Origin of the sequence: Reyranella sp. (assembly GCF_965279465.1) — a bacterium.
Taxonomy (GTDB): domain Bacteria; phylum Pseudomonadota; class Alphaproteobacteria; order Reyranellales; family Reyranellaceae; genus Reyranella.
Genome location: NZ_OZ257242.1, coordinates 3,186,445 through 3,211,721 on the forward strand (window position 1 = coordinate 3,186,445; position 25,277 = coordinate 3,211,721).

Here is a 25,277-nt window from a genome sequence, read left to right on the forward strand (position 1 = left end):
TCAAGGTAATGCAGCGATGCGCTTTTCGCTCTTCATGTATTGCACGGTCGGACGGCGGGCGGAGCTCGAGGCCGGCATGGCGGGGCGCAATCCCGTGCTCTACCAGCGCATGCTCGACGAGATTGCCGAGTACGTCCGCTTCGCCGACGACGCGGGCTATTTCGGCTTCGGCCATCCCGAGCATCACCTGCAGATCGAGGGCTTCGAGATCTCCAACGATCCGAAGCTGATGTCGATGTGGCTCGGCCGGCACAGCAAGCGGCTCCGGGTCATCACCTGCGGCTTCGTCTCGACGACCCACAATCCGCTCCGGGTCGCCGAGGACATTGCGACCATGGACCACATGCTGGGCGGCCGCTTCGGCGTTGGCCTGGTGCGCGGCTACCAGGCGCGCTGGGTCGAGAACTTCAAGATACGCGGCGAGCTGAACGCGGTCGGGCCGTGGAACAAGGACCAGCCGGCCGACGTCGCCAATCGCGAGTATTTCGGCGAGTTCGTCGACATCGTGGTCAAGGCGCTGTCGAGCGAGACCTTCAGCCATCGCGGCAAGTACTGGACCTTCCCGCCCGACGGCATGGTCAATCCGCACGACCATCCGGTCTATGTGAAGTACGGCCAGGGCGTCGCGCCGGACATGAGGATCGACGAGATCGGCATCGCGCCGCGCCCGCTGCAGACGCCGCATCCGCCACTCTATGGCGGCTTCGCCGCCTCGATGCGCACGGCGCTGTTCTGGGCGAAGTACGGCGGCAAGCCAATCGTGCTGACAGACAACCTCGACTTCTACGGCCAGCTTTGCACGGCCTACACCGCCGAGGCGGCGAAGCACGGCCGCACCATCAGGAACGGCCAGCAGGCCGCATGGGGCGGCATCTTCATCTGCGCACCAACCGACGCTCAGGCGCAGGAATGGGCGAAGGACATGATGTGGTTCTGGCAAAGCTGGGCCACGCCGTTCGGCCAAGGCGTGCCCGAGCTGCTGATCGGTTCACCCGAGACGATCAGCCGCCGCCTCGACGAGGTGAAGCGGCTGTTGCCGGATCAGGACGAGGTCGTCCTTCTGATCCCGCAAGGGCTGCACGATCGCAGCCAGATCCTGACGTCACTCGAGCTGATGGCGACCAAAGTGATGCCGCGCTTCGCCGCTTAGCCGACACTCCTTCGTTCTTCTTTAGCGTCGGCCCGGTCCTGGCCGCGCGGCGGCGTTGAGTTCCGCGCGGGCCTGCTGGACGTCGCGGTCGAGGGCATCGATGTTTTCCGCCTGGTCGAGCAGGCGATCCGCCGCTGCATAATCGTGGCGGGCGATCGCCGAGCGGGCTTGCGCCACCAGCCCGTCGACGCGACGGTTGTTGTCGCGACCGGCCTGCTGCTGCGCGGCATTGAGCTCGGCGCGTGCTTGCTGCACGTCGTGATCGCGCGCGTCCATCCTCTCTGCCTGGTCGAGCAGCCGTTCGGCAGTGGCATAGTCGCGTCGGACCAGTGCGGGTCGATCCGCTCGGCCTGGTCGAGGGCGCGGCCGGCGCTGGCGAAGTCACCGCGCGTGATGGCGCGCCGCGCATCGAGCACGAGCTGCCGAAGCTGCTTGATCTGCGCTGCTGTCGGACCGGCAGGTGCCGCGGGAGCAGGAGGCGGCGGTGGAGCAGGCTGAGGCATGACCACGACAGGCGGCTTGGGAGCCGGGGGCGGCGGCGCGGGAGCGGGTGTCGGCGCCGGGAAGGGGCACGGCAGCTGTTGTCGTCGTCGAATCGAAGGCGCCGTGCTGCTCTGCGATGAAAGCGCCGCCGCCCGCCACCGCAAGCCCAACGTTGTACGGCGAATCGAGTTCCCCTATCCCCCGCGCAAGGCTGGGCAGCAGGGTGCGGCCATGACGATGAACGGCTCTGGGACGGTTTTGTGAAGGCTGCAACCGTCAACGGGGCGGAGTCTTACTCTCCTGATGGACCTGCACGAAATTCTCGAGCAAATCAGTCGGTCCGCGGGGTGGATGCCCGATTGGACGATCGGCCTCGCGGCTCTCGTCATCGCGGCGGCATTGGCGTTGCTGCTGCATGGCGCGGCCATGCGCATGGTTCGTCGGCTCCTTCCCGCGAGCTTCGAGTACGGGCGCACGCTGCTCGATCGCACGCACACGCTGACGCGCGTCGGCCTTGTGATCCTGGCGCTGGCGATCGTGCTGCCCGCAGTGCCGCTCGGGCCGTCGGCGACGCGTATCGCCGCGCACATGCTGTTCGTCGCCTTCATCGTCCTGCTGGGCTGGAGTGCCACCACGGCGCTTACACTGGCGGCGGACTTCTATCTGCGCCGCTCGACGATCGGCGAAGGCTCCGATCCGCTGGCGCGCAAGCACGTCACGCAGGTGCGCGTGCTGCGGCGTGTCACCGTCACGCTGGTCGGCGTCGTCACTGTCGCGGCGGCGCTGATGACCTTCGATTCGGTCAAGCAATACGGCGTCAGCCTGATCGCTTCTGCGGGCGCAGCGGGCATCGTTGTCGGCCTCGCACTCCGGCCGCTGCTCACCAACCTGTTCGCCGGCATCCAGCTCGCCATCACCCAGCCGATCCGCATCGGCGACGCGGTGATCGTCGAGAACGAGTGGGGCTGGGTGGAGGAGATCACCGGCACCTATGTCGTGATCAAGCTGTGGGACTGGCGGCGCATGGTGGTGCCGCTGTCCTACTTCCTCGAGCGGCCGTTCCAGAACTGGACGCGGCACAGCACCGACCTCATCGGGACGGTGCTGCTGTGGGTGGATTATACCGTCCCGGTGGCGCCGATTCGCCGGAAGCTCGAGGAGATCGCCAGGGCGAGCAAGCTGTGGGACGGCCAGGTGGTCAACCTGCAGGTGGTCGACAGCAACGAGCGCGCGGTCCAGCTGCGTGCGCTGGTCAGCGCCCGCACCTCACCCCAAGCGTGGGACCTGCGGTGCGAGGTGCGGGAGAAGCTGATCCTGTTCCTGCAAGAAGAATTCCCCGGCGCCCTGCCCAAACAGCGCGCCGAACTGATCGACATGTCCGTGCACCGTCGCGGCTCGGCCAAATCCGCTCTGGCAGAGTAGGCCGTCTTCCTGCGAGGGCGGTTTTCGTGCAAGCTTGGATGAATGGTGGATGAAGTGCCGCGTCGCATTCTTGCCCTGCTCGCCTTGCTGTCGCTGGTCGGCTGCGCCACGCGAGCGGAGCGTGAGGCAGCCTTCGACAACCAGCTGCGCGAGATGGCAGGCGCGCCGGAAGCCAAGCTGCTGAGCGGCATGGGCCGAATCCCGGACAACAGCTACCAGCTCGAGGACGGGAGCAAGATTTTGCAGTGGCGCTGGGACACCTCCTATATCGACCCCGGCACGCCGCCCCTTTTCCGCTACGGCGGTTGGGGCTGGGGGTGGGGAGGCGGACCGTGGACGGCGATGGGCGGCTTTCCGCCAACACTCGTGCGGCAGAGCTGCATCGTCGAATGGACGATGGTCGGTGGCTCGGCCAACGGCTATCGCTGGCAGGGAGCCGGCTGCCAAAACGTCAAGCCGTGATTATCCGCCAAACGTCCTAGAGCGTAGCCACGAAAAAGGGCCGGCGATGCCGGCCCTTCAAGCTCGTCTGTTCGTTCGGAATCAGCCCTGGTCGAGGAAGCTGCGCAACATGCGGCTGCGGCTCGGGTGCTTGAGCTTGCGCAGCGCCTTGGCCTCGATCTGGCGGATACGTTCGCGGGTGACCGAGAACTGCTGGCCGACCTCCTCGAGCGTGTGGTCGGTGTTCATGCCGATGCCGAAGCGCATGCGCAGCACGCGCTCCTCGCGCGGCGTCAGCGTGGCCAGCACCCGCGTGGTGCTTTCGCGCAGGTTGCCCTGGATCGCCGCCTCGAGGGGGATGACCGCGTTCTTGTCCTCGATGAAGTCGCCGAGGTGGCTATCCTCCTCGTCGCCGATCGGCGTCTCGAGGCTGATCGGTTCCTTGGCGATCTTCAGCACCTTGCGCACCTTCTCGAGCGGCATGCCGAGCTTCTCGGCCAGCTCCTCGGGCTGTGGCTCGCGGCCGATCTCGTGCAGCATCTGGCGGCTGGTGCGGACCAGCTTGTTGATCGTCTCGATCATGTGCACCGGGATACGGATGGTGCGCGCCTGGTCGGCGATCGAGCGGGTGATCGCCTGCCGGATCCACCACGTCGCATAGGTCGAGAACTTGTAGCCGCGGCGGTACTCGAACTTGTCGACCGCCTTCATCAGGCCGATGTTGCCCTCCTGGATGAGATCCAGGAACTGCAGGCCGCGGTTGGTGTACTTCTTGGCGATCGAGATCACGAGGCGCAGGTTGGCCTCGATCATCTCCTTTTTCGCGCGCATCATCTCGCGCTCGCCGTCCTGCACCGTCTTGCACATGCGGCGGAACTCGAAGATCGGCGCGCCGGCGGAATCGGAGATCACCTTGATCTCGGCCCGCACCTTCTCGACGTCGATCGCGCGCTTCTTGGCGAAGTCCTTCCAGCCGCGACCGGAGAGCTTGCCGACCTTGTCGAGCCAGTTCGGGTCGATCTCGTGCGTCAGGTAGTTGTCGAGGAAGTCCTGGCGTGGGATGCGGAAGCCCTCGGCGAGGCGCAGCAGCTTGCCCTCATGCGCCATCAGCTTGCGGTTGAGGTCGTAAAGCGAGAGCTTGAGCTGCTCGATGCGGCCGGCGTTGATGTGCACGGTGCGCACCAGCTCGACGATCTTCTTGCGGTGCTTCTCGTAGCTCCTCTCGAACTCGGGGCTGGGCTTCTGGCCGCGGCTGAGCGTCGACAGGCGCCGGTTCTGCACCTTCGACATCTCGACGTAGACCTTGTGGATCTTGGTCAGCGTGCGCAGGACTTCCGGCTTCAGCTTCTCTTCGAGGGCCGACAGCGACAGCGCGTTCTCGTCGTCCTCCTCGGCGCCGGCTTCGACCGCACCCTCGACGGCAGGGCCGGCCTCGCCGTTGACCTGCGGCATCGGCGCTAGGCGTATCACAGGCGGCTTCGGCATGGCCGGACGCGGAACCGGCGGTGAGGCAGGCGCCGCCCCGTTGACCGCGCCGCCCTCGGCCGCCGGCTTGGCCTCGCCCGGCAAGCCGCCCTGGGTCGCCTCGAGGTCGATCACGTCGCGCAGCAGCATGCGGCCTTCATTGATCGCATCGCGCCACGCCAGCAGCGCGGTGATGGTCATCGGGCTCTCGCAGATGCCGCCGATCATCTTGTCCTGGCCGGCCTCGATCCGCTTGGCGATCTCGATCTCGCCCTCGCGGCTCAGCAGCTCGACCGAGCCCATCTCGCGCAGGTACATGCGCACCGGGTCGTCGGTGCGGCCGAGTTCCTCGTCCTCGCCGGTCGCCTCGGCTGCCACCACGGCGGTCTTGGCGGGCTCCGCCGGATTGGCCGCGGGAGCCTCTTCCTGCTCCTCGGCCTCGACCACGTTGACGCCGGCTTCCGATAGCATCGCCATGGTGTCCTCGATCTGCTCGGAGGACACCTCGTCGGGCGGCAGGGCCGCGTTCAGCTCGTCATAGGTGACATAGCCGCGCTCCTTGCCTTTCTGGACAAGCTTCTTCAGCTCGGCGCCGAGCGAATCGAGCAACGGGGCGTCGGGGCCCTCCTCGCGGGCTTCGGCTGCGTCGGGCTGGGTCACTACTGCGGTTTTGGTCGCCATTTCATTTCCTTGGATGCGCGACGAACTAATAGGGTCCTGCGACAAACACTTCCGCCGGCCGGTTCAGGCCGTTGGAAGGCTGCGAGAAGGGGGTGCGGGTGGGCGAACCCGCTCTAAGATACCCTTCTACTATATGGGGCATAAGTTCAAGCTTCGATAGGTCCGCCCACATGAAAATGCGCAGACCCGCTATCCGGTTTCGGACGCTGCCACTTCCTGGTGATGCTGGCGGGCGGCCAGGAAATGCAGCCAGTTTTCCTCCGTCGATTGCGCCGCGAAGGCCTGCTCCGCCTCGAGCAGATGGGCCGCCGCGGCCTTTCTCGCGATGAGGCGCTCCAAAATCCGCCGCCAGCGCGCCAGCCAAGCGTCGTTCTCCTTCTCGCGAAACAATTCCCGGGCCTTGGCACGGGCGCTTCTGGCGACGCCATCAAGGCCGCTGCGCTGCAGATGCTGCGCAAGCTGCCGTTCTTCAAGGGCGCCTTCGTCAATGATCTCCCCGGCTGCAGGTTCTACGGAAGGCGGTTCGGACAGGAACTCATGCAGGGCGATCTCCAACCGCCTCAGCTCGGGATTGGTGATCTTCAGCCTTTCCACGTCGTCGAACACGGCATGGAGCAGGACTGGCCGCTCGATCAGGGCGCCCAGCAGCGCCCGCTCCTGGCGAGAGCTGTCGAGATCGGCTCCGGCCAGACGGGCAGCAGTGCCGGCGGGGAAGGGGGCGGGCTCCGGTCCCGGTGCGCCTCGGCCGAACGGCCGCCGGCCGCCGCCCGACCAGCGGGCCGACGGGGGTGGCCGGTGCGCCTTGTCAAGGCGCTCGAACATCTCGCTCCGGTAATAGGACTGGACCGAGCCGTCGGCGATGGTGGCGACCCGCGCCAGCAGCGCGCTCTTGATGCTCGCCCGCCGTTCCGGTGTATCGGCCGGCTTGCCTTCGGTCTCCAGCTCCCAAATCACGTCGGCTAGGGACCGGGCCAGCTCGAGCACCCGGCGGATCGCGTCCGGCCCGCGGGCGCGGATCAGGCTGTCGGGATCCTCGCCGGCCGGCAGGGCGATGAAGCGAAGGCTCTTGCCCGGCCGCAGCAGGGGCAGCGCACGGTCGGCGGCGCGCTGGGCCGCGCGGCGGCCGGCGTTGTCGCCGTCGAAGCAGAGATAGGGCTCGTCGGCGAGCTTCCACATCTCGCCGAGCTGGCCCTCGGTCAGGGCGGTGCCGAGCGGCGCCACCGCGCCGGTGAAGCCCGCGCCGTGCAGGGCGATCACGTCCATGTAGCCTTCGGCCACGATCACCGGCTGGTCCTTGGTCGACGCCACACGCGCCCTGTCGAGGCAATAGAGGTTGGCGCCCTTGTGGAAGAGCGGCGTCTCCGGCGAGTTGAGGTACTTGGGTTCGCCCGCGCCCATCACCCTGCCGCCGAAGGCGATCGCCCGCCCGCGCCGGTCGTTGATGGTGAACATCACCCGGCCGCGGAAGCGATCGTAGGGCTTGCGCCCACCTTCCTCGGGCTGGATGACGAGGCCCGCCTCGACCAGCTTGTCGAGCGGCACCCCCTCGCGTGTCAGCGCGCCGAGCAGGCCGTCCCGCGAATCGGGAGCGAAGCCCAGGCGGAACTCGTCGATCGTCGCGTCGGATAGGCCACGCCCGCGAAGGTAGTCGAGGCCCTGCCGACCGACCGGCAGGCGCAGCTGTTTCTGGAACCAGCGCGCCGCCTGCTCGACGACGTCCTGCAGGGTGGCAGCGCGTTCGGACCGCTCGCGTTCCTGCGGCGTGGCGCGCGGCACCTCCAGGCCGGCCTCGCGCGCCAGCTTCTCCACCGATTCCGGGAAGGAGAGGCCCTCGGTCTTCATCACGAAGCCGACGACGTCGCCTTTCTCGTGGCAACCGAAGCAGTAGAAGAAGCCCTTCTTGTCATTGACCGTGAAGGACGGCGTCTTCTCGTTGTGGAACGGGCAGAGCCCGGCATACTCGCTGCCCGAGCGCCGCTTCAGCGCCACCTTGCGCCCGACGACATCGGACAGGCTGAGCCTGGCACGCAGTTCGTCGAGGAAGCCGGGAGGGAAGGCCATGGTCTGACTGTAAACGTCTTGCTTCGCGCGCGTGAGGGGGCGTCGCGGGGATAATCGCTATCGTGCGGTGCGCGCCGGCCGGCGCTTCGGGGCCTTGGCCGGCAAAGTCTCGACGTAGTCGAGGCCGCGTTTGAGCCATTTGTGCAAGGCCGCTGCCGTCCGATAGCCCTCCGGCGCGATCCGCACGAAGCCGGTCATCGGCCGGCCGGCCATGGTCATCGGTTTCACATGCGGTTCCTTCAGTACCCGCGCCTGGGCATCGGCGCCGACGCGGACCATCAGGCCACCGCGGCCGCTCACCACGACGCACATGTTACCGCCCACCATGAAGACGAGGCCGCCCATCATCTTCCGCTCGACGACGTCGTGACGGTCGCTCAGAAGAACGCGAAGGCCGTCCGCAGCCCGAATGTCGTAGGGCATGGGACTATCTCACCCACTGTGGCTGGTTCATCATTGCTATATAGACCGGCCAAGGATGCTGCGCGGCAGGCATCCGAAACGCTCACCCCGGCAATGACACGGCTCTTCCCGAATACAGGTACCTTCCGTTCGCTGGCCAACTACAACTACCGGCTCTGGGCAAGCGGCGCGATCGTTTCGAACGTCGGCACATGGATGCAGCGTGTCGCGCAGGATTGGCTGGTGCTCACTCAGCTCACCGACAATAACGCCAGCGCGCTGGGCCTCGTCATGGCGCTGCAGTTCGGGCCGCAGATGCTGATGCTGCCGTTGAGCGGCTTTGCCGCCGATTTCTTCGACCGGCGCAAGCTCCTGATGGTCACCCAGGCCGGAATGGGCCTCTGCGCCCTGGGGCTGGGCCTGCTCACGGTCACCGGCGTGGTCCAGCTCTGGCATGTCTACGTGTTTGCCTTCCTGCATGGCTGCACCGCGGCATTCGATGCGCCGGCGCGGCAGACGTTCGTCTCGGATCTGGTCGGCGAGGCCGACCTGCCGAATGCGGTGGCGCTCAACTCCACCTCGTTCAACGCTGCGCGCATGGTCGGTCCCGCCCTCGCGGGCCTGCTGATCGCCGGCGTGGGGACGGGCTGGGCGTTCCTCGCCAACGCCCTGTCGTTCGGTGGCGTGCTCTGTTCGCTCGCGTTCCTGCGTGTGGCCGATCTGCGTCCGAACCGGCGCGCCGCGCGCGCCCCGGGCGGCTTCGTCGCCGGTTTCCGCTACGTCTGGAGCCGCCCTGACCTACGAGCGATCCTCCTCATGCTGTTCCTGATCAGCACGTTCGGCATGAACTTCCCGATCTTCATCTCGACCATGGCGGTCACCGAGTTCCATGCCGGCGCCGGGCAGTACGGGCTCCTCTCCTCGATGATGGCGATCGGAACCATAGCAGGGGCGCTGCTCGCCGCAGGCCGCGAGAGACCGCGCATCGATCTGCTGCTGTCCGGCTCCGCGGTCTTCGCGCTCGGCTGCGCGCTGGCGGCGGTCATGCCCAACTACTGGCTGTTCGGCCTGGTCCTCGTCGTCATCGGCGTCTCGGCGCTCACCGTCACCAATTCGAGCAACAGCCTGATGCAGCTGTCGACCGAGCCCGCCATGCGCGGCCGCGTGATGGCGATCCGGCTCGCCATCGCGCTCGGCGGCACGCCGATCGGCGCGCCGGTCGTCGGCTGGGTCGCGGACCGCTTCGGCCCGCGCTGGGCCCTCGGTGTGGGCGCCGCGGCGGGACTGGCCGCGGCGATCGTCGTGATCCACTACCTTGCCAAGCACCGGCGCCTGCGCCTGCACGTCGCCGGTGGGCGCTTGCGCTTCAGCATGGATGAGGGCGAAGCGTTCTCCCTTCCAAGATAGCGGCCCGCCGAGCATCCCTATGCCGCAAGCGCGGCCTGCGTGCTCGATCGGAAGTCGGCGGGGGACTCGGACAGGCGGATGCATCGGCTTTTTGGACGATGTACCGGCGGCTCGTGTGTCATAGGGTACGACGCCGACCTCAACTCGGTCGCCACGGACTTTGAGCCGAAGCTGGCCGCACACTTAATCATCCGTTCCAGAGTAACCTGCGAAAGGGAGTGCCATCGGGACGCACTTGGATCGTACCACACAGGATCCCGGAGTGATGAGCGGCAGGCCGTGCATACGGAGATTGCGCGTCACTGTCGGCATGGTCGTCCGTCAAGTGGGTGCAGGACATAGCATCGACGAGATACTGGCCTATTATCCGTACCTCGCGCCCGCCCAGCGGAAACGCACACAGTGCGCTAGCTAAGCACCGCCGCGCTATCCGGCCAGCGTCTTCTTCACGACCGTGGAAGCCTTGGCGAAGTCCATCTGGCCTGCAAATTTGGCCTTAAGCGCTGCCATCACGCCGCCCATGTCCTTGATCGAGGTGGCGCCGGCCGTCTTGATGGCGTCGCTGACCGCGGCCTGGACGGCGGCCTCGTCCATCTGCTGCGGCAGGAAGCGCTCAATCACGGCGATCTCGGCCTTCTCCTTGTCGGCGAGGTCGGCGCGGTTGCCCTTCTCGTAGAGCGCGATCGATTCGTTCCGCTGCTTGATCATGCCCTGCATCATCGACAGGATCCTGTCGTCGGCCACGCCCTCGCGGCTGGCCTCGGTGCGGGAGGCGATGTCGATCTCCTTGAGCTTGGCCAGGATCATCCGGATGGTGCCGAGTGCGGCCGTGTCACGGGCGCGCATGGCATCCTTCATCGCCTCGTTCAGCTTGTCGCGCAGCATGATTGCATCCCAATAGCGGAAGAAGCGGAAACTAATCGTCTCCCGATCTGTTGGCAAAGCAAATAAGTTATTGAAAAGGCTTAGGAATTGCCGTCCAGCCGCGCCTTGACCCTGTGCGACGGCGCGGTTACAACCCGCGCGGCTCGGGCTGACCGTCTGCGGGCCGATAAAACGGAAAGCATCATGACCTCACCAAAGACCGCCGGCGCCGAGACCGCCGCGCCGCGTTGGGCCACGGCCGCGCTCGTATTGGGCGATGGCGCCGTATTCTGGGGGAAGGGTGTCGGCGCTGCTCGACAGGCGGTCGGCGAGGTCTGCTTCAATACCTCGATGACCGGCTACCAGGAGATCATCACCGACCCGTCCTATGCCGGCCAGATCATCACCTTCACCTTCCCGCATGTCGGCAACGTCGGCACCAACCTCGAGGACATCGAGAGCATCAACCCCGCCGCGCGCGGCGTGGTGCTGCGCGGCGACATCACGGAGCCCGCCAACTGGCGCAACGCCAAGCCGCTCGACGACTGGCTGAAGGGCCACAACCTGCCCGGCATCTGCGGCGTCGATACGCGCGAAATCACACGGCGCGTGCGCGACGGCGGGGCGCCCAACGGTGTCGTGATCCATGCCCCGGACGGCAAGTTCGACATTCCGGCGCTCACCAAAACGGCGCGCGACTGGCCCGGCCTCGACGGCATGGACCTCGCCATCGAGGTGACGACCAAGCAAAGCTACCAGTGGAACGAAACGACCTGGGCCCTCGGCAAGGGCTACGGCAAGCTCGACAAGCCACGCTACCATGTCGTGGCGGTCGATTACGGTGCCAAGCGCAACATCCTGCGCTGCCTCGCAAACGCCGGCTGCAAGGTCACGGTCGTGCCGGCAACGGCGACGGCCGAGGACATCCTGCGTCACAAGCCGGACGGCGTGTTCCTGTCGAACGGCCCGGGCGATCCGGCCGCGACGGTGGGCTACACCGTGCCCGCCATCCAGGGCGTGCTCGACAGTAAGGTGCCGATCTTCGGCATCTGCCTCGGCCATCAGCTCCTTGCGCTGACGCTGGGCGGCAAGACGCAGAAGATGAAGCTCGGCCATCGCGGCGCCAACCAGCCGGTCAAGGACCTGACCACCGGCAAGGTCGAGATCACCTCTCAGAACCACGGCTTCTGCGTGATCGAGGACTCGCTGCCCGCGACCGTCGAGGTGACGCACACCTCGCTGTTCGACGGCAGCAACGAAGGCATCCGCTGCACCGACAAGCCGGCCTTCTCGGTGCAGTACCATCCCGAGGCCTCGCCCGGCCCGACCGACAGCCACTACCTTTTCGACCGCTTCGTCGAGATGATCGACAGGAGCAAGGGCAAGTGATGCGGTCATTTCAAGCTCATATGGACCGCGAGCCTCTGGCTCGCCTCATGATCATGAGCGAGCCAGAGGCTCGCGGTCCGGAAGAATAAGACCATGCCCAAGCGCACAGACATCAAATCCATCCTCGTGATCGGCGCCGGGCCGATCGTCATCGGCCAGGCCTGCGAGTTCGACTATTCGGGCGTGCAGGCATGCAAGGCGCTGAAGGACGAGGGCTACCGGGTCATCCTGATCAATTCCAACCCGGCCACGATCATGACCGATCCGGGGTTGGTCGACGCGACCTACATCGAGCCGATCACGCCCGACATGGTCGCCCGGATCATCGAGAAGGAGAAGCCCGACGCCATCCTGCCGACGATGGGTGGGCAGACCGCGCTCAACACGGCGATGGCGCTGCATCGCGACGGACGGCTGGAGAAGCTCGGCGTCGAGCTGATCGGCGCCAACGCCGAGGCGATCGACAAGGCCGAGGACCGTCTTCTGTTCCGCGACGCCATGACCAGGATCGGGCTCGAATCGCCCAAGAGCCAGGTTGTCCACAATCGCGAAGAGGCAGCCAAGGCGCTCGAGTTCGTCGGCCTGCCGGCAATCATCCGTCCATCCTTCACCCTGGGCGGCACGGGCGGCGGCATCGCCTACAATCGCGACGAGTTCTTCGAGATCGTGCAGGGCGGCCTCGAGGCCTCGCCGACGACGGAAGTGCTGGTCGAGGAGTCCGTGCTCGGCTGGAAAGAGTACGAGATGGAGGTCGTGCGCGACCGCCACGACAACTGCATCATCATCTGCTCGATCGAGAACGTCGACCCGATGGGCATCCACACCGGCGATTCGGTCACTGTAGCGCCGGCGCTGACGCTCACCGACAAGGAATACCAGATCATGCGCAACGCCTCGATCGCGTGCCTGCGCGAGATCGGGGTCGATACCGGCGGCTCGAACGTGCAGTTCGCCATCGATCCGGCGACCGGCCGCATGGTGGTGATCGAGATGAACCCGCGCGTCTCGCGGTCCTCGGCGTTGGCCTCCAAGGCGACGGGCTTTCCGATCGCCAAGGTCGCCGCGCGCCTGGCGGTCGGCTACACGCTCGACGAGCTTCTGAACGACATCACTGGCAACACGCCGGCCGCCTTCGAGCCGACGATCGACTATGTCGTCACCAAGATGCCGCGCTTCGCCTTCGAGAAGTTCCCCGGCGCCGAAGCGTTGCTCACCACCTCGATGAAGAGCGTGGGCGAGGCGATGTCGATCGGCCGGACCTTCCAGGAATCGCTGCAGAAGGCGCTGCGCTCGATGGAGACGGGCCTGACCGGGCTCAACGAGATCGAGATCAAGGGCGCGCCCGACAAGTCGGCGATCGTCGGCGCGCTGTCGCGGCCGACGCCCGACCGTATCCTGGTGATCGCGCAGGCCTTCCGGCACGGCCTGTCGGTCGAAGAGATCGCGCACGCCTCCAAGTACGAGCCGTGGTTCCTGCGCCAGATCGAGCAGCTCGTCGAGATCGAGGCGGTGCTGCGCAAGGACGGCCTGCCCAAGGGCGCCAAGGCGCTGCTCGAGCTCAAGAAGAAGGGCTTCTCGGACGACCGGCTGGGCGAGCTCGCCAACTTGTCGTCGGCCGAGGTCGCCAAGCGCCGCCGCGCGGCGGGCGTGCGGCCGGTCTACAAGCGCATCGACACCTGTGCCGCCGAGTTCGAATCGCACACGCCCTATCTCTATTCCTGTTACGAGGGCGACGGCCATCGTCCGGCGCAGTGCGAGGCCGAGCCGACCGACAGGAAGAAGATCATCATTCTGGGCGGCGGGCCGAACCGCATCGGCCAGGGCATCGAGTTCGACTATTGCTGCGTCCATGCCGTCTACGCCCTGCGCGAGGCCGGCTACGAGACCATCATGGTCAACTGCAACCCCGAGACCGTGTCGACCGACTACGACACTGCCGACCGCCTCTATTTCGAGCCGTTGACGGCCGAGGACGTGATCGAGCTGGTCGAGGTCGAGCGCCGTTCCGGCGAGCTGCTGGGTCTGATCGTGCAGTTCGGCGGCCAGACGCCGCTGAAGCTCGCCAAGCCGCTCGAGGCGGCGGGCATCCCGATCCTCGGTACTTCGCCCGACGCGATCGATCTCGCGGAGGACCGCGAGCGCTTCCAGAAGCTCATCCGCAAGCTCGCCTTGCGCCAGCCGGAGAACGGCACCGCGACCTCCGAGGCAGAAGCGATCAAGATCGCCGAGAAGATCGGCTATCCCGTCGTCATCCGGCCGTCGTATGTGCTGGGCGGCCGCGCCATGCAGATCGTCTACGACCTCGACGCGCTGCAGCGCTACATGCGCGACGCGGTCAAGGTCTCGGGCGCCAATCCGGTGCTGATCGATTCCTACCTGCGCGACGCGATCGAGGTCGATGTCGACGCGCTGGCCGACAAGGACCAGAACGTCTTCGTCGCCGGCATCATGGAGCATATCGAGGAAGCCGGAATCCATTCCGGCGATTCCGCCTGCTCGCTGCCGCCCTATTCGTTGCCGCACAAGATCATCGTCGAGATCGAGCGCCAGACCGAGGCGATGGCCAGGGCACTGCAGGTCGTCGGGCTTATGAACGTGCAGTACGCGGTGAAGGACGGCGACGTCTACGTGCTCGAGGTCAACCCGCGCGCGAGCCGCACGGTGCCGTTTGTCGCCAAGGCGACGGGCCAGCCGATCGCCAAGTTCGCCGCCCGCCTGATGGCCGGCGAGTCGCTGAAGAGCCTCGCCATCAAGAAGAACAGGGGCAAGCACATCGCGGTCAAGGAGGCGGTGTTCCCGTTTGCGCGCTTCCCCGGCGTCGACGTGATCCTCGGACCCGAGATGCGTTCCACCGGCGAGGTGATGGGGCTGGACCTGGATTTTGGCCGCGCCTTCGCCAAGAGCCAGCTCGGGGCGGGCAGCAAGGTGCCGGTCGGCGGGCAGGTCTTCGTCTCGGTCAAGGACCAGGACAAGGTGGCGCTGGTGAAGCCGGTCAAGCGGCTGGTCGAGTTCGGCTTTAAGGTCGTGGCGACCAGCGGCACGGCCGATTTCCTCGCCAGGCACGGCATCGTCTCGCAGCGGGTGAACAAGGTGCTGGAGGGCCGGCCGCACATCGTCGACCTGATGAAGGACGGCAAGATCCAGCTCGTCTTCAATACCGTCGACGGGGCGTCGGCGCTGACCGACAGCTTCACGCTTCGGCGGACGGCGCTGATGAACAAGATTGCCTATTATACCACCGTCGCGGGCGCCAAGGCCTCGGTCGAAGGGATCGCCGCCGTGAGGGCCGGGGCGCTCGACGTGGCGCCTCTTCAGTCCTATTTCAAGAGCACCTTTTAGCCTCGCCCGCTGCGGGGAATTAAGTTAGGCGCGGCAACCATGATCTGCGCTTGGGCGTTGACGCCGCTCGATTGATTGGGGACGATTGCCGCCATGGAAAAGGTGCCGATGACGGCCGAGGGGCTGAAGAGCCTCGAGGACGAGTTGAAGATTTTGAAGAGCGTGGAGCGGCCGGCGATCATCAAGGCGATCGCCGCGGCGCGCGAGCATGGCGATCTCTCGGAGAACGCCGAATACACGTCTGCGCGCGAGAAGCAGGGCTTCATTGAAGGCCGGGTCATCGAGGTCGAGGACATCATCTCGCGTGCCGAGGTGATCGACTATTTCAAGCTGACGGGCACCGTCGTGAAATTCGGCGCCACCGTGCAGCTGGCCGACGAGGACACGGACGAGAAGGTGAAATACCAGATCGTCGGTCCCTATGAGGCGGACCTCACCAAGCGGCGCATCTCGGTCACCTCGCCGATCGGCCGCGCCCTGATCGGCAAGACCGTCGGTGACACCGTCGAGGTCCAGACCCCGAGCGGCGCGCGCTCCTACGAAGTCGTCACCGTCCAGTTCAAGTAGGAGCGCACAGGAGAGCTGTGCGCGCGAATTAGTCGTCGCACTGCGGCGACAATTTCCGTGGACGCATCATCGGATCATTTTCGGCCAGTGCACGCGGCTCGATGAGCGGGAGTTCTGGCGCAGCCGGGAGCTGGAACGGCAGCTTGAGGGGCGCTGTTCGAGCGCGCCGTGCGTTCTCCGCCACACGCCAGCCGTCTCGCGCCACCATGCCGCCGCGCTCTCGCCGACCCTGATTGCCGAATACCGGACCCAGCTCCCCGACAAGAGCCTGTTGCGAGCCAAGCTGCACGATTTCTACCGTCAAAACGCCGGACGGAGACCACACGCATGACCTTCAAGGGTCGATAAGACTACGTTGTCGCCATTCCCGTCGTGCCAGCTGCCGCGGCGCGGCGCTTTCCGACGGCGGTCATCACGGCGTACTGGACCAGGAACAGTCCGATCTTGCTGAAGATGCCCCACGCCGACATCACCGCGGCCCAGGTCTTGGCGTCGAGCGACAGGGCGAGCCCGATATTGAGCGCAGCGGAGGCAAACATCAGCCCGGCCCAGGCATAGCCGAAGGCGGTGCCGACGTCGGCTACCGGTGCGGCACGCTCCGGCAGGTAGCGGTTCATCCAGCCGCGCTTCAGCATCACCACGCCGACGATGCAGTAGATGGCGCTTGGCTTGAGCATCACGAACGTCGGGTCGTGGGTGAAGAACGTCGCCGTGCCGGAGATCAGGATCAGCACCACGCTCAGGAGCTGCAGGCTGCCGATCGGTTGGCGGCGATAGAGCGCCCAGCCGATCTGCGCCACGCCCAGCGCCATGCCGAGGCCGACGGAGACATAGAGATTGTCGGTGGCGAGGTAGATCACGAGGAACAGGATCGTCGAGGCGAGGTCGGACGCCAGCACGCGCCCCGCCTGGATCAGGTTCTTCATGCGATCCTCCGTCGATGCCGGTTAAAGGGTAACGCCGTGAATTGATCCTAGGCTATCACCAGACGCCGTTTCCGGCAGATCAAAATCTACAGCACTACCTTGATGTAGGTGTCCTTCATGACGATCAGCCCGCGGCGGAAGGTGTAGAGGTCACAGCCGAGCCACGACTGCTTCTCGCCGGTCGCGAGCGTCGCCGTGCGGTGCCATTCGGTCACCGCCCTGTTGCCGCAGATGAATTCGCTGGTGTGCTTCCAGGCGACATCGCCCGTCGAGGCGAACAGCGGCGAGAAGTAGGAGCGGATCGCCGCCTTGCCCTTGTAGCTCTGGCCCCAGAAGTCGGGGCCCCTGGCGTTGCGGAACTCGCCGTCCTCGGCGAACGAATTCACGATGCCGTCGACGTCGCGGCGTGCAAAGGCGTCAGCGATCTCGTGCAGTCGCTCCAGGGTAACATCGACACCGGTCAAGCCGTCCATCGTCGTACTCCCCGTCTGTCAATCTATGTAAATCGGCACGCCCGGCAGCTGCTTGGCGTTGCGAAACACCATCATCGATTTCACGTGGCTGACGTTGGGCGCGGACGTCAGTCGCGTGGTCAGGAACTTCTGGTACTCGTCCCACGTCTCGGCCACGATCTTGAGCAGGAAGTCGGCCTCGCCTGCCAGCATGTGGCATTCGCGAATCTCGTTCCAGCCCGAGACCAGCTCCTCGAACGACTTCAGGTCGGCCTCTGCCTGGCTGTTCAGCCCGACGAGGGCGAACACGGAGACGCTGTAGCCCAATTGTTCGGGGCTGAGATCGGCGTGGTAGCCCCTGATGATGCCGGCGCGCTCCAGCGCGCGCACCCGGCGCAGGCAGGGAGGTGCCGAGATGCCGGCCCGTTCGGCCAGTTCCACGTTGGTCATGCGGCCGTTGGCCTGCAGGTCACTGAGAATACGTCGGTCAATACGATCGAGCTTTGCCCGAGCCATCAGGTTCCCTCCATTGGCGGGCGTCTATGCCAGAACCGTGCCGCGCGCGCAATAAAGTTGCTGGAATCCCCGAAATTACTGAGGACAATTGCTCGTGTCCCGTAAAGCCCCGTGCATCCTGGCTGAGGTTTGCATATATGTCAGCGTCATGCGGAGGACGGGATGCGAGTAGGTCATGGCAGCAACTCATCACAGTAAGATTCTGATCCTCGGATCGGGCCCGGCCGGCTACACGGCCGCCATCTATGCGGCGCGCGCGAGCCTCAAGCCCATGCTGGTGCAGGGCATCCAGCCCGGCGGGCAGCTCACCATCACCACGGATGTCGAGAACTATCCGGGTTTCGCGGACGTGATCCAGGGTCCGTGGCTCATGGAGCAGATGCAGGCGCAGGCCGAGCATGTCGGCACCCAGCTCTTCTTCGACACCATCGTCGAGGTCGACGTCAGCCGACGCCCCTTCGTCTGCATCGGCGATTCCGGCGATCGCTATGAGTCGGACGCATTGATCATTTCGACCGGGGCAACGGCCCGGTGGCTCGGCCTCCCCACGGAGGAAACGTTCCGAGGCGGCGGGGTTTCGGCCTGCGCGACCTGCGACGGCTTCTTCTTCCGCAATCGTGAAGTGGTCGTGGTCGGCGGGGGCAATACTGCTGTGGAAGAGGCACTCTACCTTACACACCATGCATCGAAGGTGACGTTGATTCACCGGCGCGACAGCTTCCGCGCCGAGAAGATCCTGCAGGACCGGCTGTTCAAGAACCCCAAGGTCACTGTCCTGTGGGACACCGTGCTCGAGGAGATCATGGGCGAGACGGCGCCGGCGCCGCTCGTGAAGGCGGTGCGGCTGCGCAACGTCAAGACCGGTGCGGAGGGCACCTTGCCGACTGACGGCGTGTTCATCGCCATCGGCCATTCGCCCAATACCGAGCTGTTCAAGGGCAAGCTCGCCATGGACAGCGAGGGCTACCTGCTGACTCGGCCCGATTCGACGGCGACCGATATCGAAGGCGTCTACGCGGCGGGTGACGTGCAGGACAAGATCTTCCGCCAGGCCGTGACAGCGGCCGGCACCGGCTGCATGGCGGCGCTGGAAGCCGAGAAGTGGTTGGCAGGGCAGGAATCGAGATTGGCGCACGCCGCGGAATAACGGCGGCGGCGCGGGAGGCAACGTTGATGGATTGGGACAAGCTGCGCATCTTCCAGGCAGTGGCGGATGCGGGCAGTTTCACGCATGCTGGCGAGGGCCTGAAGCTCAGCCAGTCGGCGATCTCGCGCCAGATCGGCGCGCTCGAGGAGCAGCTCGGCGTCATGCTGTTCCACCGCCATGCTCGTGGGCTGATCCTGACCGAGCAGGGCGAACTGCTCTATCGCACCGCGCGCGACATGGCGGCCAAGGTCAACACCGCCGAGGCGCTGCTGCGCGCCAATCAGGACAAGCCGGCGGGTCGGCTGAAGATCCATGCCACCGTCGGCTTCGGCTCGACGTGGCTGACGGCGCAGATGCACGAGTTCATCACCACCTATCCCGATATCGACGTCAGCCTGGTGCTGTCGGACAACGAGCTCGATCTCGGCATGCGCGAGGCCGACGTCGCGATCCGCATGGTGATGCCGCGGCAGCCCGGCCTGGTGCAGCGCCACCTGCTGACAGTGCGCAGCCATGTCTATGCGTCGCATACGTATGTGCAGAAATACGGCAAGCCGCAGACCGCCGAGGAACTCGACCAGCATCGCATGATCATCTTTGGCGAAGATGCCCGGGCGCCCGTCCAGGACGTGAACTGGCTGTTGCGCGAGGGCAACCTCGACCAGAATCCGCGGCTCGTGGTGCTGCGGGTCAACAACACCTACGGCATCTTCCGCGCCGTGGAGTCTGGGCTGGGAATTGCCTCGCTGCCGGACTATCTCGCGCGCGAATCGACCAAGCTCGAGATGCTGCTCCCGGAACTCAACGTCCGCACGACGGATGTCTACTTCACCTACCCCGAGGAATTGCGTCATTCCAAGCGAATCGCGGTATTCCGCGACTTCCTGCTACGCAAGGTGGCCGAGACACGCTTTTAGCCGACCCGAGAATGTGTATTGCAGGTGAAACGAAAGGCATGCGCACCTCGCATGCCAGTGTCCAAAACAACGGCGCTCACAATTTCCATTCGACGGCGTAGTTTGTCTTCAGGTTTTCGAAACGAAAGGTTCTGCCGATCGCGTTCGAAACTCGGGATCCTCATGATCCCACGTCTCCCAGACGTGAAGCCTCCCTGTTTGACTCGGCCGGACCTTTGGGTCCGGCCGTCTTTTTATGTAGATTGATCAATGGGTTGGCTCATCCGCAGGCGAGCACGTGCAAACGCCAGACGCCTTTGCGTTAACCAATGGACACGCTGTGGACGCAAGTTACGGGTGGAGCTATTTGCTTTCCCGCCCCTCTCGCGATCAGCACCAGACAGAGACGGCGTCATGCGCTGCGTTCCTTGATAACGAAACCGTATATCGATGCGCGGCGCTTTAGGGCGTCTCGATGCCCCTCAAGGATGTTGCACGCGGCATCGCGGGTCGTTGGATCGTCAATGGACCCGGTAGCGTGAACGGTAGCTCGTTCCGCGGTGCTCTTCAGGACGATGATCTGTTCCGCATCACCTAGGATGGCGATATTGGCATTGTGGGTCACGGCGATGATCTGACGCCGCTCCTTCGCAAGACGAAGCGCCGGAACAATGCTGCCGTAGATGAACTCCCCGTCAAGGTCATCTTCGGGCTGGTCGATGACAAGCGGGATGGTCGCTTTGGAGGAAAGCATCAGGGCAAGCAGGACCGACTGCTGCTGGCCGAAGGATAGAGTAGTGAAGTCCTTGACCAGGCGACGCTGCCCGCCATCGTGCGCGACCGTCCGGGTCACCGTGAGCCGTGGCAGGTCGACGATCTCGCAGGTCTCCAGCTCAGACCGGATCGGCGGCTCGGCAAGGCGTGCTATAACGTTACTGGCCTCCTGACGACTGAAGATGGCCTTCCCATCGTGGTTCTTGAGCGCAAGCAGCGGGGCCACACTCTTCGCTGCGACCGTCTTGAGCAGCTCCTGGATGGTGAGGTCAGCCGTAAGCGCTCTGGCGCGAACCTGCTGATTGGTCCGCCAATCCATCGCCTGAATGATAGTCCGCTCGCCCTCCGGCGAATGGGAGCTACTGTCGTACTTCAGGGACACGTTCAGGTCGGTAAGCGCACCCTTGAGCGCGTCGCTTGCGATCTTTGCGAAGGCAACTCGCTTGGTGGCAATACGAGACCGGCACGCCCAGCGGTTTGCGAGCGTCTCCTGATACTCCTTGGCCGTCTTCAGCCGGACGGCCTTGAGGGCGTTCAGTTCCTTCAACTGCTTACCGATCTGGGCTTCCCGGTTGGTGACCTGTTGGAAGAATGCCGTGTTGACCTTGATGCCCTTGTCGGTGAGCTGCTTGACCTGGCTGGCGATGGTGCCCGCGATCGCGTTGGCCTTCTTGCTCCATTCGGCCAGCGCCTCCTCTACGCCCTTTTTGAGGGCGTCGGCGCTCTTCTTGAGCGTGCCGTCGGTGTCGGAGAGGGACTTTTCGAATGTATCGGCGAGCATAGTTATGGCGCCGAACTCGGTTCCGCCCACCTTGAGGGCTTTTATGTCTGCTGCAGCCCTGATGGACCCGAGGCTTTCGCGTAGGTCCTGTCGGTCTGTAGACGAGCTGATCTCGATCGCAAGGCGCACGATGGATTCCCGGACCATCTTCTCCTGAGCCAGCGTCTGATGGATGACGATGACCTGCTTGCCCTTGTTGTCGTCTATGGCCTTTATTTTGTCCTGGGTGGCCTTCAGTTCCGTCTGGAGGCCGGGGATGCGTGCGATTCTGACGTCGAGGTCAGCGATCTTGGTGTGTAGCGTGGTGAGCTGCGCGCAAAGCTTCTGCTCTTCGTCAATGTCGTCCCCTACCTCTACGAAACGGTCGAGATACTGAAGGAGTGCTGAGGGGTCCTCCTTGGCGCGACGGGCAATGTCGTGGGTTTCCCCCTGGGCGTAACACTCGATGGGGAACGGCACGGGGCTGTTGAGCATGTCGTCTGCGTTGAGCAACTCGCCGAATTTGACGCGGCTGATGCCGTGGAACTGCTCAGCCGCGTCCTTTACAAGTAGGTCAACCTCGTCAGGCCATACGTCCGTGTCGAGCATGCCCCCGGGCGTGCCGGGGTAGGCGCATAGACAGCGGATGACGTGAAAGAGGGTGGATTTCCCGGTGCCCCGGCCGCCGATGATGCAGTTGAGGTTGCTCGAGAAGTGCAACGTCTGGGCGTCCAGAAAGCCACCCGTGAGCCGTGCCCCTACGACTTGGGGCACGGTGAAGGGGATGTGTTCCTCGATGCGGACACGCGCGTCGCACTCCATCATTGCAACACGGAATCCCTCGAAAGACAGAGCGTTCATCTTGAACCGCGTTACTTTGGTTTGGGACGCTGCGTTGCGGCCGACGCGGTCGAGCGTATGGGAATCGGAGTTGAGGATGCGCGCGAGGAGGTGGCTGCCGCTGCCAAGGCGCTCAAGGCGGTTCTTGCCGAGGATGCGGCGCGCTGCGTCTGGGTCGCTGTCGGCGTAGGAGATCTCGACACCGGCAGCTGAGAGCTCGATACCAAGGAGGGCTGGGTGCGTGATGACCGAGATCTTGAAGGGAGTAGAGGTCGGGCTATTCGTCTCGAAACCCTTGGGGAGATCGACGTGCGCCAACACGCCGAAGCCCTGCTGCTCGGCCAGCAAGTTTAGACAGTCGGTCATGCTCTGCGTGCAGTGGCAGGTGTCCTTACCTTTATCGAGGATAGTGAGGCGACCGTAGAAGGCCTGAAGGGCGCTTGTGGTCGGTAGGTAGCAAAGCAGATGGCCCTGCAGGGTGGACAGTTCCACGGCAGGGATCACGAGGAATCGGGCCGTTGCGCCGGCGGCCACCGCGCGAAGGGACCCGTCGATCTCGTTGTGGTCGGCTACGGCGATGAAATCGAGGCCTCCGCGTTTCGCGGTCGTGACGATGGCTTCCGGCGTGCACGTGGCATCCGTGACGTCGTGGCTCGCCGGATGGCTGTGTATATGGAGGTCGGCGCGAAAAAAGCGTGCGCCACTAGGCTTCGCAGCGATTTCGTCTCTCATCTCACTTGAGCGCTTTGGAACGAGTAGCCAGGTTAAAATCCTCGCCCAGCGGTGGCAACCAAATTGCTTACTTCAGTGGTGCGTGTACACCGCCAGACGTGCGGGTACACCGCCGTTGCCGGATAGGGCGCCCCTATGATTGCGACATTCGGCCGTGAAGGTCGCCCGCACTTGCCCACCGGACGCCAGACACCGATAGCGCTTTGACGGCGCACGTCAGCAGACGGGTCGGCAACCATAGCCGGTCCCCATGTCAGGCCGGAAACTCGTGCGGGTCGACCGCCGCGCCCATATCAAGCGCGATTTGCGCAACGCTCGCGCCGTTCCTGCATTGAATCCGGCAGTTCGTGGAGGGGTCCAATGGAACTGCAATTGAGGCTGCCCGGCGACTGGCCGGTCGGCCAGTATCGGCGCGCGTCCATCGCGCCGGATGCCGAAGATTTGGAATCGGTGGTGCTCTGGCTGCAAGACGCTGAAATCAACTGCTGGATCGTCAACGCGCCGCCGGCGCATATCTCGGTCGGCCTCCATGATCCGGCCGGGGGTCCCGATATCCGCCACGATTTCCAGCCGGTCGACGGCGCTTGGCCTCGAGGCGCCATGGCGCGATGGTTGATCGAGACGACCCGGCTGTACTATCGGCGGGTCCGGTCGTGAAGCGCCCGCGCAAGCTGGCGGCCGACCGCGCCCGCCGGTTCTGCGCTGCGTTGGCGACGGAAACCCGCGACCGCCCGAATTGGTGGGTGTCGATCCAAACCGTCGCCGATCGGCTCGGCATGCCGGGTGACGACGCCGTCGAGCTCGCCGACGACTGCGCCCGCGAGGGGCTAGTGATGCACGATCAGTCGCAGCACACCGCGGCCGACAGGCGCGAGGCAGTCCGGCCGCATAGTGTTACCTTGGCGGGGCCAGGCTGGGCGCTAGTGAGGGAGAAGCAGCAGTGAATACAATCTCTCCGACGCTGCCGGGACTGAGAGTCCGATGAGCGCGAAGGCCGATATCCGGGAAGGCGCGATCTTGCATCGCAAGTATGATTTCAGCTTCGGCGGTAAATCCGGAACCCTTGCGATTAGCCTTGGCCAACCCGAAGCAGACAATATGCCCGGTCGGTTCGCCCGCCAGATGGGAGCTCACGCGTACGGCTTGGTTTCAATCATCGGGCTTGAAGCTGCGCCGCGCTTCCCGGTCGTTTGGGTTCTATTCGACAACAAGGTCGGGCTTACCGTGACCGGCGACGACGAACTTACCGTCGATCTCAAACGTCTCATCGCACGGCACGTCGGGAAGTTTTTTGCGGATATCGAGCCCGAGATAGGCGCTCTCGGTCTCAAGCTGAACGTTCCCACAGGCCGTACGCTGTACTGAGGAAGACGGACGGAGGCGCTTAGCGGGAGATTTCGGTGGTTGGCGACGGCTGGAGGGAGCCTAACGCCGCTAGAACGGTTATTCCCGCATACCCTCGTGAATGGGTGCCCCATGGACGCAAAAGAAACGCCGTTGCGACAGTTGGAGCGGGCCGAGAGGACCGCGTGCAACCGCAATCTGCGCTTGATGCGGACGTTCTTGGGCGATGACGTGATTGAGCAGGCCAGACGCATTTGCGACGACGCGAAGGCTGCGCGGCTCGCGCCGCGCAGGGATCTCGCAAGATCAGCCGATGGAGTTACCGGTAGGGGTTGCCGGGCCTCCGGTCCCACTGGTTGGGCACGCCGTCACCGTCCTTGTCCCTGTCGTAACGGTTCGGCAAGCCGTCATGGTCGCGGTCACCCCAAGCCTGTTGCCTATTGTTGTTGCGCGCATCGTAGGCGTTCGGAATGCCGTCCCGGTCACGGTCGCCCCATGCGCCACCGCGCGGCGGTTGGGGCTGCGGCTGAGGTGTGCCGATGTAGACATCAACCTGTGCATTCGCCGGCGTGACGAGCGTCGGCATCGCGATCGTGGCAGCCACGGCGGCGATGGTAGCGATCACAAATGGGCGATTCATGATTGGCTCCTCTGTTGTTGATCCGAGTGGCACTCAAACGGTCCGCCTCGGTAAAGGTGGCGAGAAAAACGGTATGCAACTGAGGGGCGCGGCAGGCGTTGAGCTCGGCGCGACGCAGCAAAGCATTTCGGATGCAAAGACACGGCGCCGTTAGCACCCGCCCATCGGCGTTTGCGCGCTTTGCGTCTCGTATCCAGGCCATGACGGGAAGTTGATCGCTGGCGTGGGTAGTCCGCATTTGGGCTGAAGGCGCAGTACCGCCTACCATTCAACCATGCTTGGCGTATTCCTCGATCCCGAGTGGGAAAGCACCTTGGAATGGGTAATGCTGATCTCCTCGGCGGCGTCTGGCGTCTGCGTGGCTGCCCTCTTATCGATGCCGCTATTTCGTCGGTGGCGCCTCGCATTCAATCGACGCCAGCGCTCCCGACGGCACCACTAGGGTAAGCGAACCCTCCTAGACGACCCCGCGCCCGGTCGGGCGGCTTCTACTTCGACCTATATCCTTCCGTCCACGGCGTTGTCCCACCCCCGCCGCCACTGGCCACTCACCAAGCCGCCGCAGCCAAGGCATCGGTAG

23 protein-coding genes are annotated in these 25,277 nt (G+C 64.8%); 13 read left to right on the plus strand and 10 right to left on the minus strand.

Annotated features, from left to right (window positions below; genetic code table 11):
* Positions 1 to 16: 16 nt before the first annotated feature.
* A complete protein-coding gene (locus tag ACQY8M_RS15590) occupies positions 17 to 1,150 on the plus strand; it encodes an LLM class flavin-dependent oxidoreductase (RefSeq protein WP_428673747.1) in 1,134 nt (377 codons plus the stop codon).
* Between the two features lie 21 nt (positions 1,151 to 1,171).
* Here ACQY8M_RS15590 and ACQY8M_RS15595 read toward each other — a convergent pair whose 3' ends face one another.
* Positions 1,172 to 1,426 carry a hypothetical protein gene (locus ACQY8M_RS15595; protein WP_428673749.1) on the minus strand — a complete coding sequence of 85 codons (255 nt, stop codon included), beginning with the start codon at positions 1,424 to 1,426 and terminating at the stop codon, positions 1,172 to 1,174.
* A gap of 558 nt (positions 1,427 to 1,984) precedes the next feature.
* Here ACQY8M_RS15595 and ACQY8M_RS15600 point away from each other — a divergent pair.
* Positions 1,985 to 3,055 (plus strand): mechanosensitive ion channel family protein, encoded by a 1,071-nt coding sequence (locus ACQY8M_RS15600; protein WP_428673751.1) that lies wholly within the window; start codon positions 1,985 to 1,987, stop codon positions 3,053 to 3,055.
* A gap of 54 nt (positions 3,056 to 3,109) precedes the next feature.
* The gene (locus ACQY8M_RS15605; protein ID WP_428673753.1) at positions 3,110 to 3,517 is read left to right on the plus strand and encodes a hypothetical protein; all 408 of its coding nucleotides are present in this window, start codon (positions 3,110 to 3,112) and stop codon (positions 3,515 to 3,517) included.
* Positions 3,518 to 3,598: 81 nt separating this feature from the next.
* Here ACQY8M_RS15605 and rpoD read toward each other — a convergent pair whose 3' ends face one another.
* The 3 genes from rpoD to ACQY8M_RS15620 form a co-directional block, all read right to left on the minus strand.
* Positions 3,599 to 5,641 (minus strand): RNA polymerase sigma factor RpoD, encoded by a 2,043-nt coding sequence (rpoD, locus tag ACQY8M_RS15610; protein ID WP_428673755.1) that lies wholly within the window; start codon positions 5,639 to 5,641, stop codon positions 3,599 to 3,601.
* A 189-nt stretch (positions 5,642 to 5,830) separates the two neighbouring features.
* Positions 5,831 to 7,702, minus strand: a complete 1,872-nt coding sequence (gene dnaG / locus ACQY8M_RS15615; RefSeq protein WP_428673757.1) for a DNA primase — start codon at positions 7,700 to 7,702, stop codon at positions 5,831 to 5,833.
* Between the two features lie 57 nt (positions 7,703 to 7,759).
* Entirely contained in the window at positions 7,760 to 8,125 is a 366-nt protein-coding gene (locus tag ACQY8M_RS15620) for a TfoX/Sxy family protein (protein WP_428673759.1), read from the minus strand.
* Between the two features lie 93 nt (positions 8,126 to 8,218).
* Here ACQY8M_RS15620 and ACQY8M_RS15625 point away from each other — a divergent pair, with 93 nt between their 5' ends.
* Together ACQY8M_RS15625 and ACQY8M_RS15630 are read left to right on the plus strand one after the other, a co-directional pair.
* On the plus strand, positions 8,219 to 9,511 hold the full coding sequence (locus ACQY8M_RS15625) for an MFS transporter (RefSeq protein ID WP_428673761.1): 1,293 nt from the start codon (positions 8,219 to 8,221) through the stop codon (positions 9,509 to 9,511).
* A gap of 265 nt (positions 9,512 to 9,776) precedes the next feature.
* Positions 9,777 to 9,926, plus strand: a complete 150-nt coding sequence (locus ACQY8M_RS15630) for a DUF433 domain-containing protein (RefSeq protein WP_428675369.1) — start codon at positions 9,777 to 9,779, stop codon at positions 9,924 to 9,926.
* Positions 9,927 to 9,937: 11 nt separating this feature from the next.
* Here the strand turns inward: ACQY8M_RS15630 and ACQY8M_RS15635 are convergent, their stop codons facing one another.
* The gene (locus ACQY8M_RS15635; protein WP_428673763.1) at positions 9,938 to 10,396 is read right to left on the minus strand and encodes a GatB/YqeY domain-containing protein; all 459 of its coding nucleotides are present in this window, start codon (positions 10,394 to 10,396) and stop codon (positions 9,938 to 9,940) included.
* Positions 10,397 to 10,579: 183 nt separating this feature from the next.
* Between ACQY8M_RS15635 and carA the strand changes: the two genes are divergently transcribed.
* From carA to greA, 3 genes are all read left to right on the plus strand, one after another.
* Positions 10,580 to 11,764, plus strand: a complete 1,185-nt coding sequence (carA, locus tag ACQY8M_RS15640; RefSeq protein ID WP_428673765.1) for a glutamine-hydrolyzing carbamoyl-phosphate synthase small subunit — start codon at positions 10,580 to 10,582, stop codon at positions 11,762 to 11,764.
* A gap of 93 nt (positions 11,765 to 11,857) precedes the next feature.
* Entirely contained in the window at positions 11,858 to 15,103 is a 3,246-nt protein-coding gene (gene carB, locus ACQY8M_RS15645) for a carbamoyl-phosphate synthase large subunit (protein ID WP_428673767.1), read from the plus strand.
* Between the two features lie 93 nt (positions 15,104 to 15,196).
* Positions 15,197 to 15,670 carry a transcription elongation factor GreA gene (greA, locus tag ACQY8M_RS15650; protein WP_428673769.1) on the plus strand — a complete coding sequence of 158 codons (474 nt, stop codon included), beginning with the start codon at positions 15,197 to 15,199 and terminating at the stop codon, positions 15,668 to 15,670.
* Between the two features lie 350 nt (positions 15,671 to 16,020).
* Here the strand turns inward: greA and ACQY8M_RS15655 are convergent, their stop codons facing one another.
* The 3 genes from ACQY8M_RS15655 to ACQY8M_RS15665 all read right to left on the minus strand — a co-directional run bounded on the left by ACQY8M_RS15655 (position 16,021) and on the right by ACQY8M_RS15665 (position 17,564).
* Entirely contained in the window at positions 16,021 to 16,596 is a 576-nt protein-coding gene (locus ACQY8M_RS15655) for an inner membrane-spanning protein YciB (RefSeq protein ID WP_428673771.1), read from the minus strand.
* An 86-nt stretch (positions 16,597 to 16,682) separates the two neighbouring features.
* Positions 16,683 to 17,069, minus strand: a complete 387-nt coding sequence (locus ACQY8M_RS15660) for a nuclear transport factor 2 family protein (protein WP_428673773.1) — start codon at positions 17,067 to 17,069, stop codon at positions 16,683 to 16,685.
* Positions 17,070 to 17,087: 18 nt separating this feature from the next.
* Entirely contained in the window at positions 17,088 to 17,564 is a 477-nt protein-coding gene (locus tag ACQY8M_RS15665) for an Lrp/AsnC family transcriptional regulator (protein ID WP_428673775.1), read from the minus strand.
* Positions 17,565 to 17,739: 175 nt separating this feature from the next.
* Here ACQY8M_RS15665 and trxB point away from each other — a divergent pair, with 175 nt between their 5' ends.
* Together trxB and ACQY8M_RS15675 are read left to right on the plus strand one after the other, a co-directional pair.
* The gene (trxB, locus tag ACQY8M_RS15670; RefSeq protein ID WP_428673777.1) at positions 17,740 to 18,711 is read left to right on the plus strand and encodes a thioredoxin-disulfide reductase; all 972 of its coding nucleotides are present in this window, start codon (positions 17,740 to 17,742) and stop codon (positions 18,709 to 18,711) included.
* A 26-nt stretch (positions 18,712 to 18,737) separates the two neighbouring features.
* A complete protein-coding gene (locus tag ACQY8M_RS15675; RefSeq protein WP_428673779.1) occupies positions 18,738 to 19,628 on the plus strand; it encodes a LysR family transcriptional regulator in 891 nt (296 codons plus the stop codon).
* 391 nt (positions 19,629 to 20,019) lie between these two features.
* Here ACQY8M_RS15675 and ACQY8M_RS15680 read toward each other — a convergent pair whose 3' ends face one another.
* Positions 20,020 to 22,713: a TrlF family AAA-like ATPase gene (locus ACQY8M_RS15680; RefSeq protein ID WP_428673781.1), complete on the minus strand. Its 2,694-nt coding sequence runs from the start codon at positions 22,711 to 22,713 to the stop codon at positions 20,020 to 20,022.
* Positions 22,714 to 23,073: 360 nt separating this feature from the next.
* On the opposite strand from ACQY8M_RS15680, the gene ACQY8M_RS15685 reads away from it, so the two are divergent.
* The 3 genes from ACQY8M_RS15685 to ACQY8M_RS15695 are packed head-to-tail and all read left to right on the plus strand — an operon-like array spanning position 23,074 to position 24,078.
* Positions 23,074 to 23,370 carry a hypothetical protein gene (locus ACQY8M_RS15685; protein WP_428673783.1) on the plus strand — a complete coding sequence of 99 codons (297 nt, stop codon included), beginning with the start codon at positions 23,074 to 23,076 and terminating at the stop codon, positions 23,368 to 23,370.
* Positions 23,367 to 23,657, plus strand: coding sequence for a hypothetical protein (locus ACQY8M_RS15690; protein WP_428673785.1), 291 nt, complete (start codon positions 23,367 to 23,369; stop codon positions 23,655 to 23,657). Before ACQY8M_RS15685 ends, ACQY8M_RS15690 begins: the two co-directional genes overlap by 4 nt.
* A 37-nt stretch (positions 23,658 to 23,694) precedes the next feature.
* Positions 23,695 to 24,078, plus strand: coding sequence for a hypothetical protein (locus ACQY8M_RS15695; protein WP_428673787.1), 384 nt, complete (start codon positions 23,695 to 23,697; stop codon positions 24,076 to 24,078).
* Between the two features lie 298 nt (positions 24,079 to 24,376).
* Here the strand turns inward: ACQY8M_RS15695 and ACQY8M_RS15700 are convergent, their stop codons facing one another.
* Positions 24,377 to 24,697: a hypothetical protein gene (locus ACQY8M_RS15700; RefSeq protein ID WP_428673789.1), complete on the minus strand. Its 321-nt coding sequence runs from the start codon at positions 24,695 to 24,697 to the stop codon at positions 24,377 to 24,379.
* Positions 24,698 to 25,277 lie beyond the last annotated feature (580 nt).

Bases quoted from the DNA above. Each gene is read 5' to 3' on its own strand.
- ACQY8M_RS15695 (WP_428673787.1), top strand. From the start codon at position 23,695: ATGAGCGCGAAGGCCGATATCCGGGAAGGCGCGATCTTGCATCGCAAG.
- ACQY8M_RS15685 (WP_428673783.1), top strand. From the start codon at position 23,074: ATGGAACTGCAATTGAGGCTGCCCGGCGACTGGCCGGTCGGCCAGTAT.
- ACQY8M_RS15630 (WP_428675369.1), top strand. From the start codon at position 9,777: ATGAGCGGCAGGCCGTGCATACGGAGATTGCGCGTCACTGTCGGCATG.
- carB (WP_428673767.1), top strand. From the start codon at position 11,858: ATGCCCAAGCGCACAGACATCAAATCCATCCTCGTGATCGGCGCCGGG.
- ACQY8M_RS15635 (WP_428673763.1), bottom strand. From the start codon at position 10,396: ATGCTGCGCGACAAGCTGAACGAGGCGATGAAGGATGCCATGCGCGCC.
- ACQY8M_RS15660 (WP_428673773.1), bottom strand. From the start codon at position 17,069: ATGGACGGCTTGACCGGTGTCGATGTTACCCTGGAGCGACTGCACGAG.
- ACQY8M_RS15625 (WP_428673761.1), top strand. From the start codon at position 8,219: ATGACACGGCTCTTCCCGAATACAGGTACCTTCCGTTCGCTGGCCAAC.
- ACQY8M_RS15620 (WP_428673759.1), bottom strand. From the start codon at position 8,125: ATGCCCTACGACATTCGGGCTGCGGACGGCCTTCGCGTTCTTCTGAGC.
- greA (WP_428673769.1), top strand. From the start codon at position 15,197: ATGGAAAAGGTGCCGATGACGGCCGAGGGGCTGAAGAGCCTCGAGGAC.
- ACQY8M_RS15700 (WP_428673789.1), bottom strand. From the start codon at position 24,697: ATGAATCGCCCATTTGTGATCGCTACCATCGCCGCCGTGGCTGCCACG.
- ACQY8M_RS15665 (WP_428673775.1), bottom strand. From the start codon at position 17,564: ATGGCTCGGGCAAAGCTCGATCGTATTGACCGACGTATTCTCAGTGAC.
- ACQY8M_RS15655 (WP_428673771.1), bottom strand. From the start codon at position 16,596: ATGAAGAACCTGATCCAGGCGGGGCGCGTGCTGGCGTCCGACCTCGCC.
- rpoD (WP_428673755.1), bottom strand. From the start codon at position 5,641: ATGGCGACCAAAACCGCAGTAGTGACCCAGCCCGACGCAGCCGAAGCC.
- carA (WP_428673765.1), top strand. From the start codon at position 10,580: ATGACCTCACCAAAGACCGCCGGCGCCGAGACCGCCGCGCCGCGTTGG.
- trxB (WP_428673777.1), top strand. From the start codon at position 17,740: ATGGCAGCAACTCATCACAGTAAGATTCTGATCCTCGGATCGGGCCCG.
- ACQY8M_RS15590 (WP_428673747.1), top strand. From the start codon at position 17: ATGCGCTTTTCGCTCTTCATGTATTGCACGGTCGGACGGCGGGCGGAG.
- ACQY8M_RS15595 (WP_428673749.1), bottom strand. From the start codon at position 1,426: ATGGACGCGCGCGATCACGACGTGCAGCAAGCACGCGCCGAGCTCAAT.
- ACQY8M_RS15680 (WP_428673781.1), bottom strand. From the start codon at position 22,713: ATGAGAGACGAAATCGCTGCGAAGCCTAGTGGCGCACGCTTTTTTCGC.
- ACQY8M_RS15675 (WP_428673779.1), top strand. From the start codon at position 18,738: ATGGATTGGGACAAGCTGCGCATCTTCCAGGCAGTGGCGGATGCGGGC.
- ACQY8M_RS15600 (WP_428673751.1), top strand. From the start codon at position 1,985: ATGCCCGATTGGACGATCGGCCTCGCGGCTCTCGTCATCGCGGCGGCA.
- dnaG (WP_428673757.1), bottom strand. From the start codon at position 7,702: ATGGCCTTCCCTCCCGGCTTCCTCGACGAACTGCGTGCCAGGCTCAGC.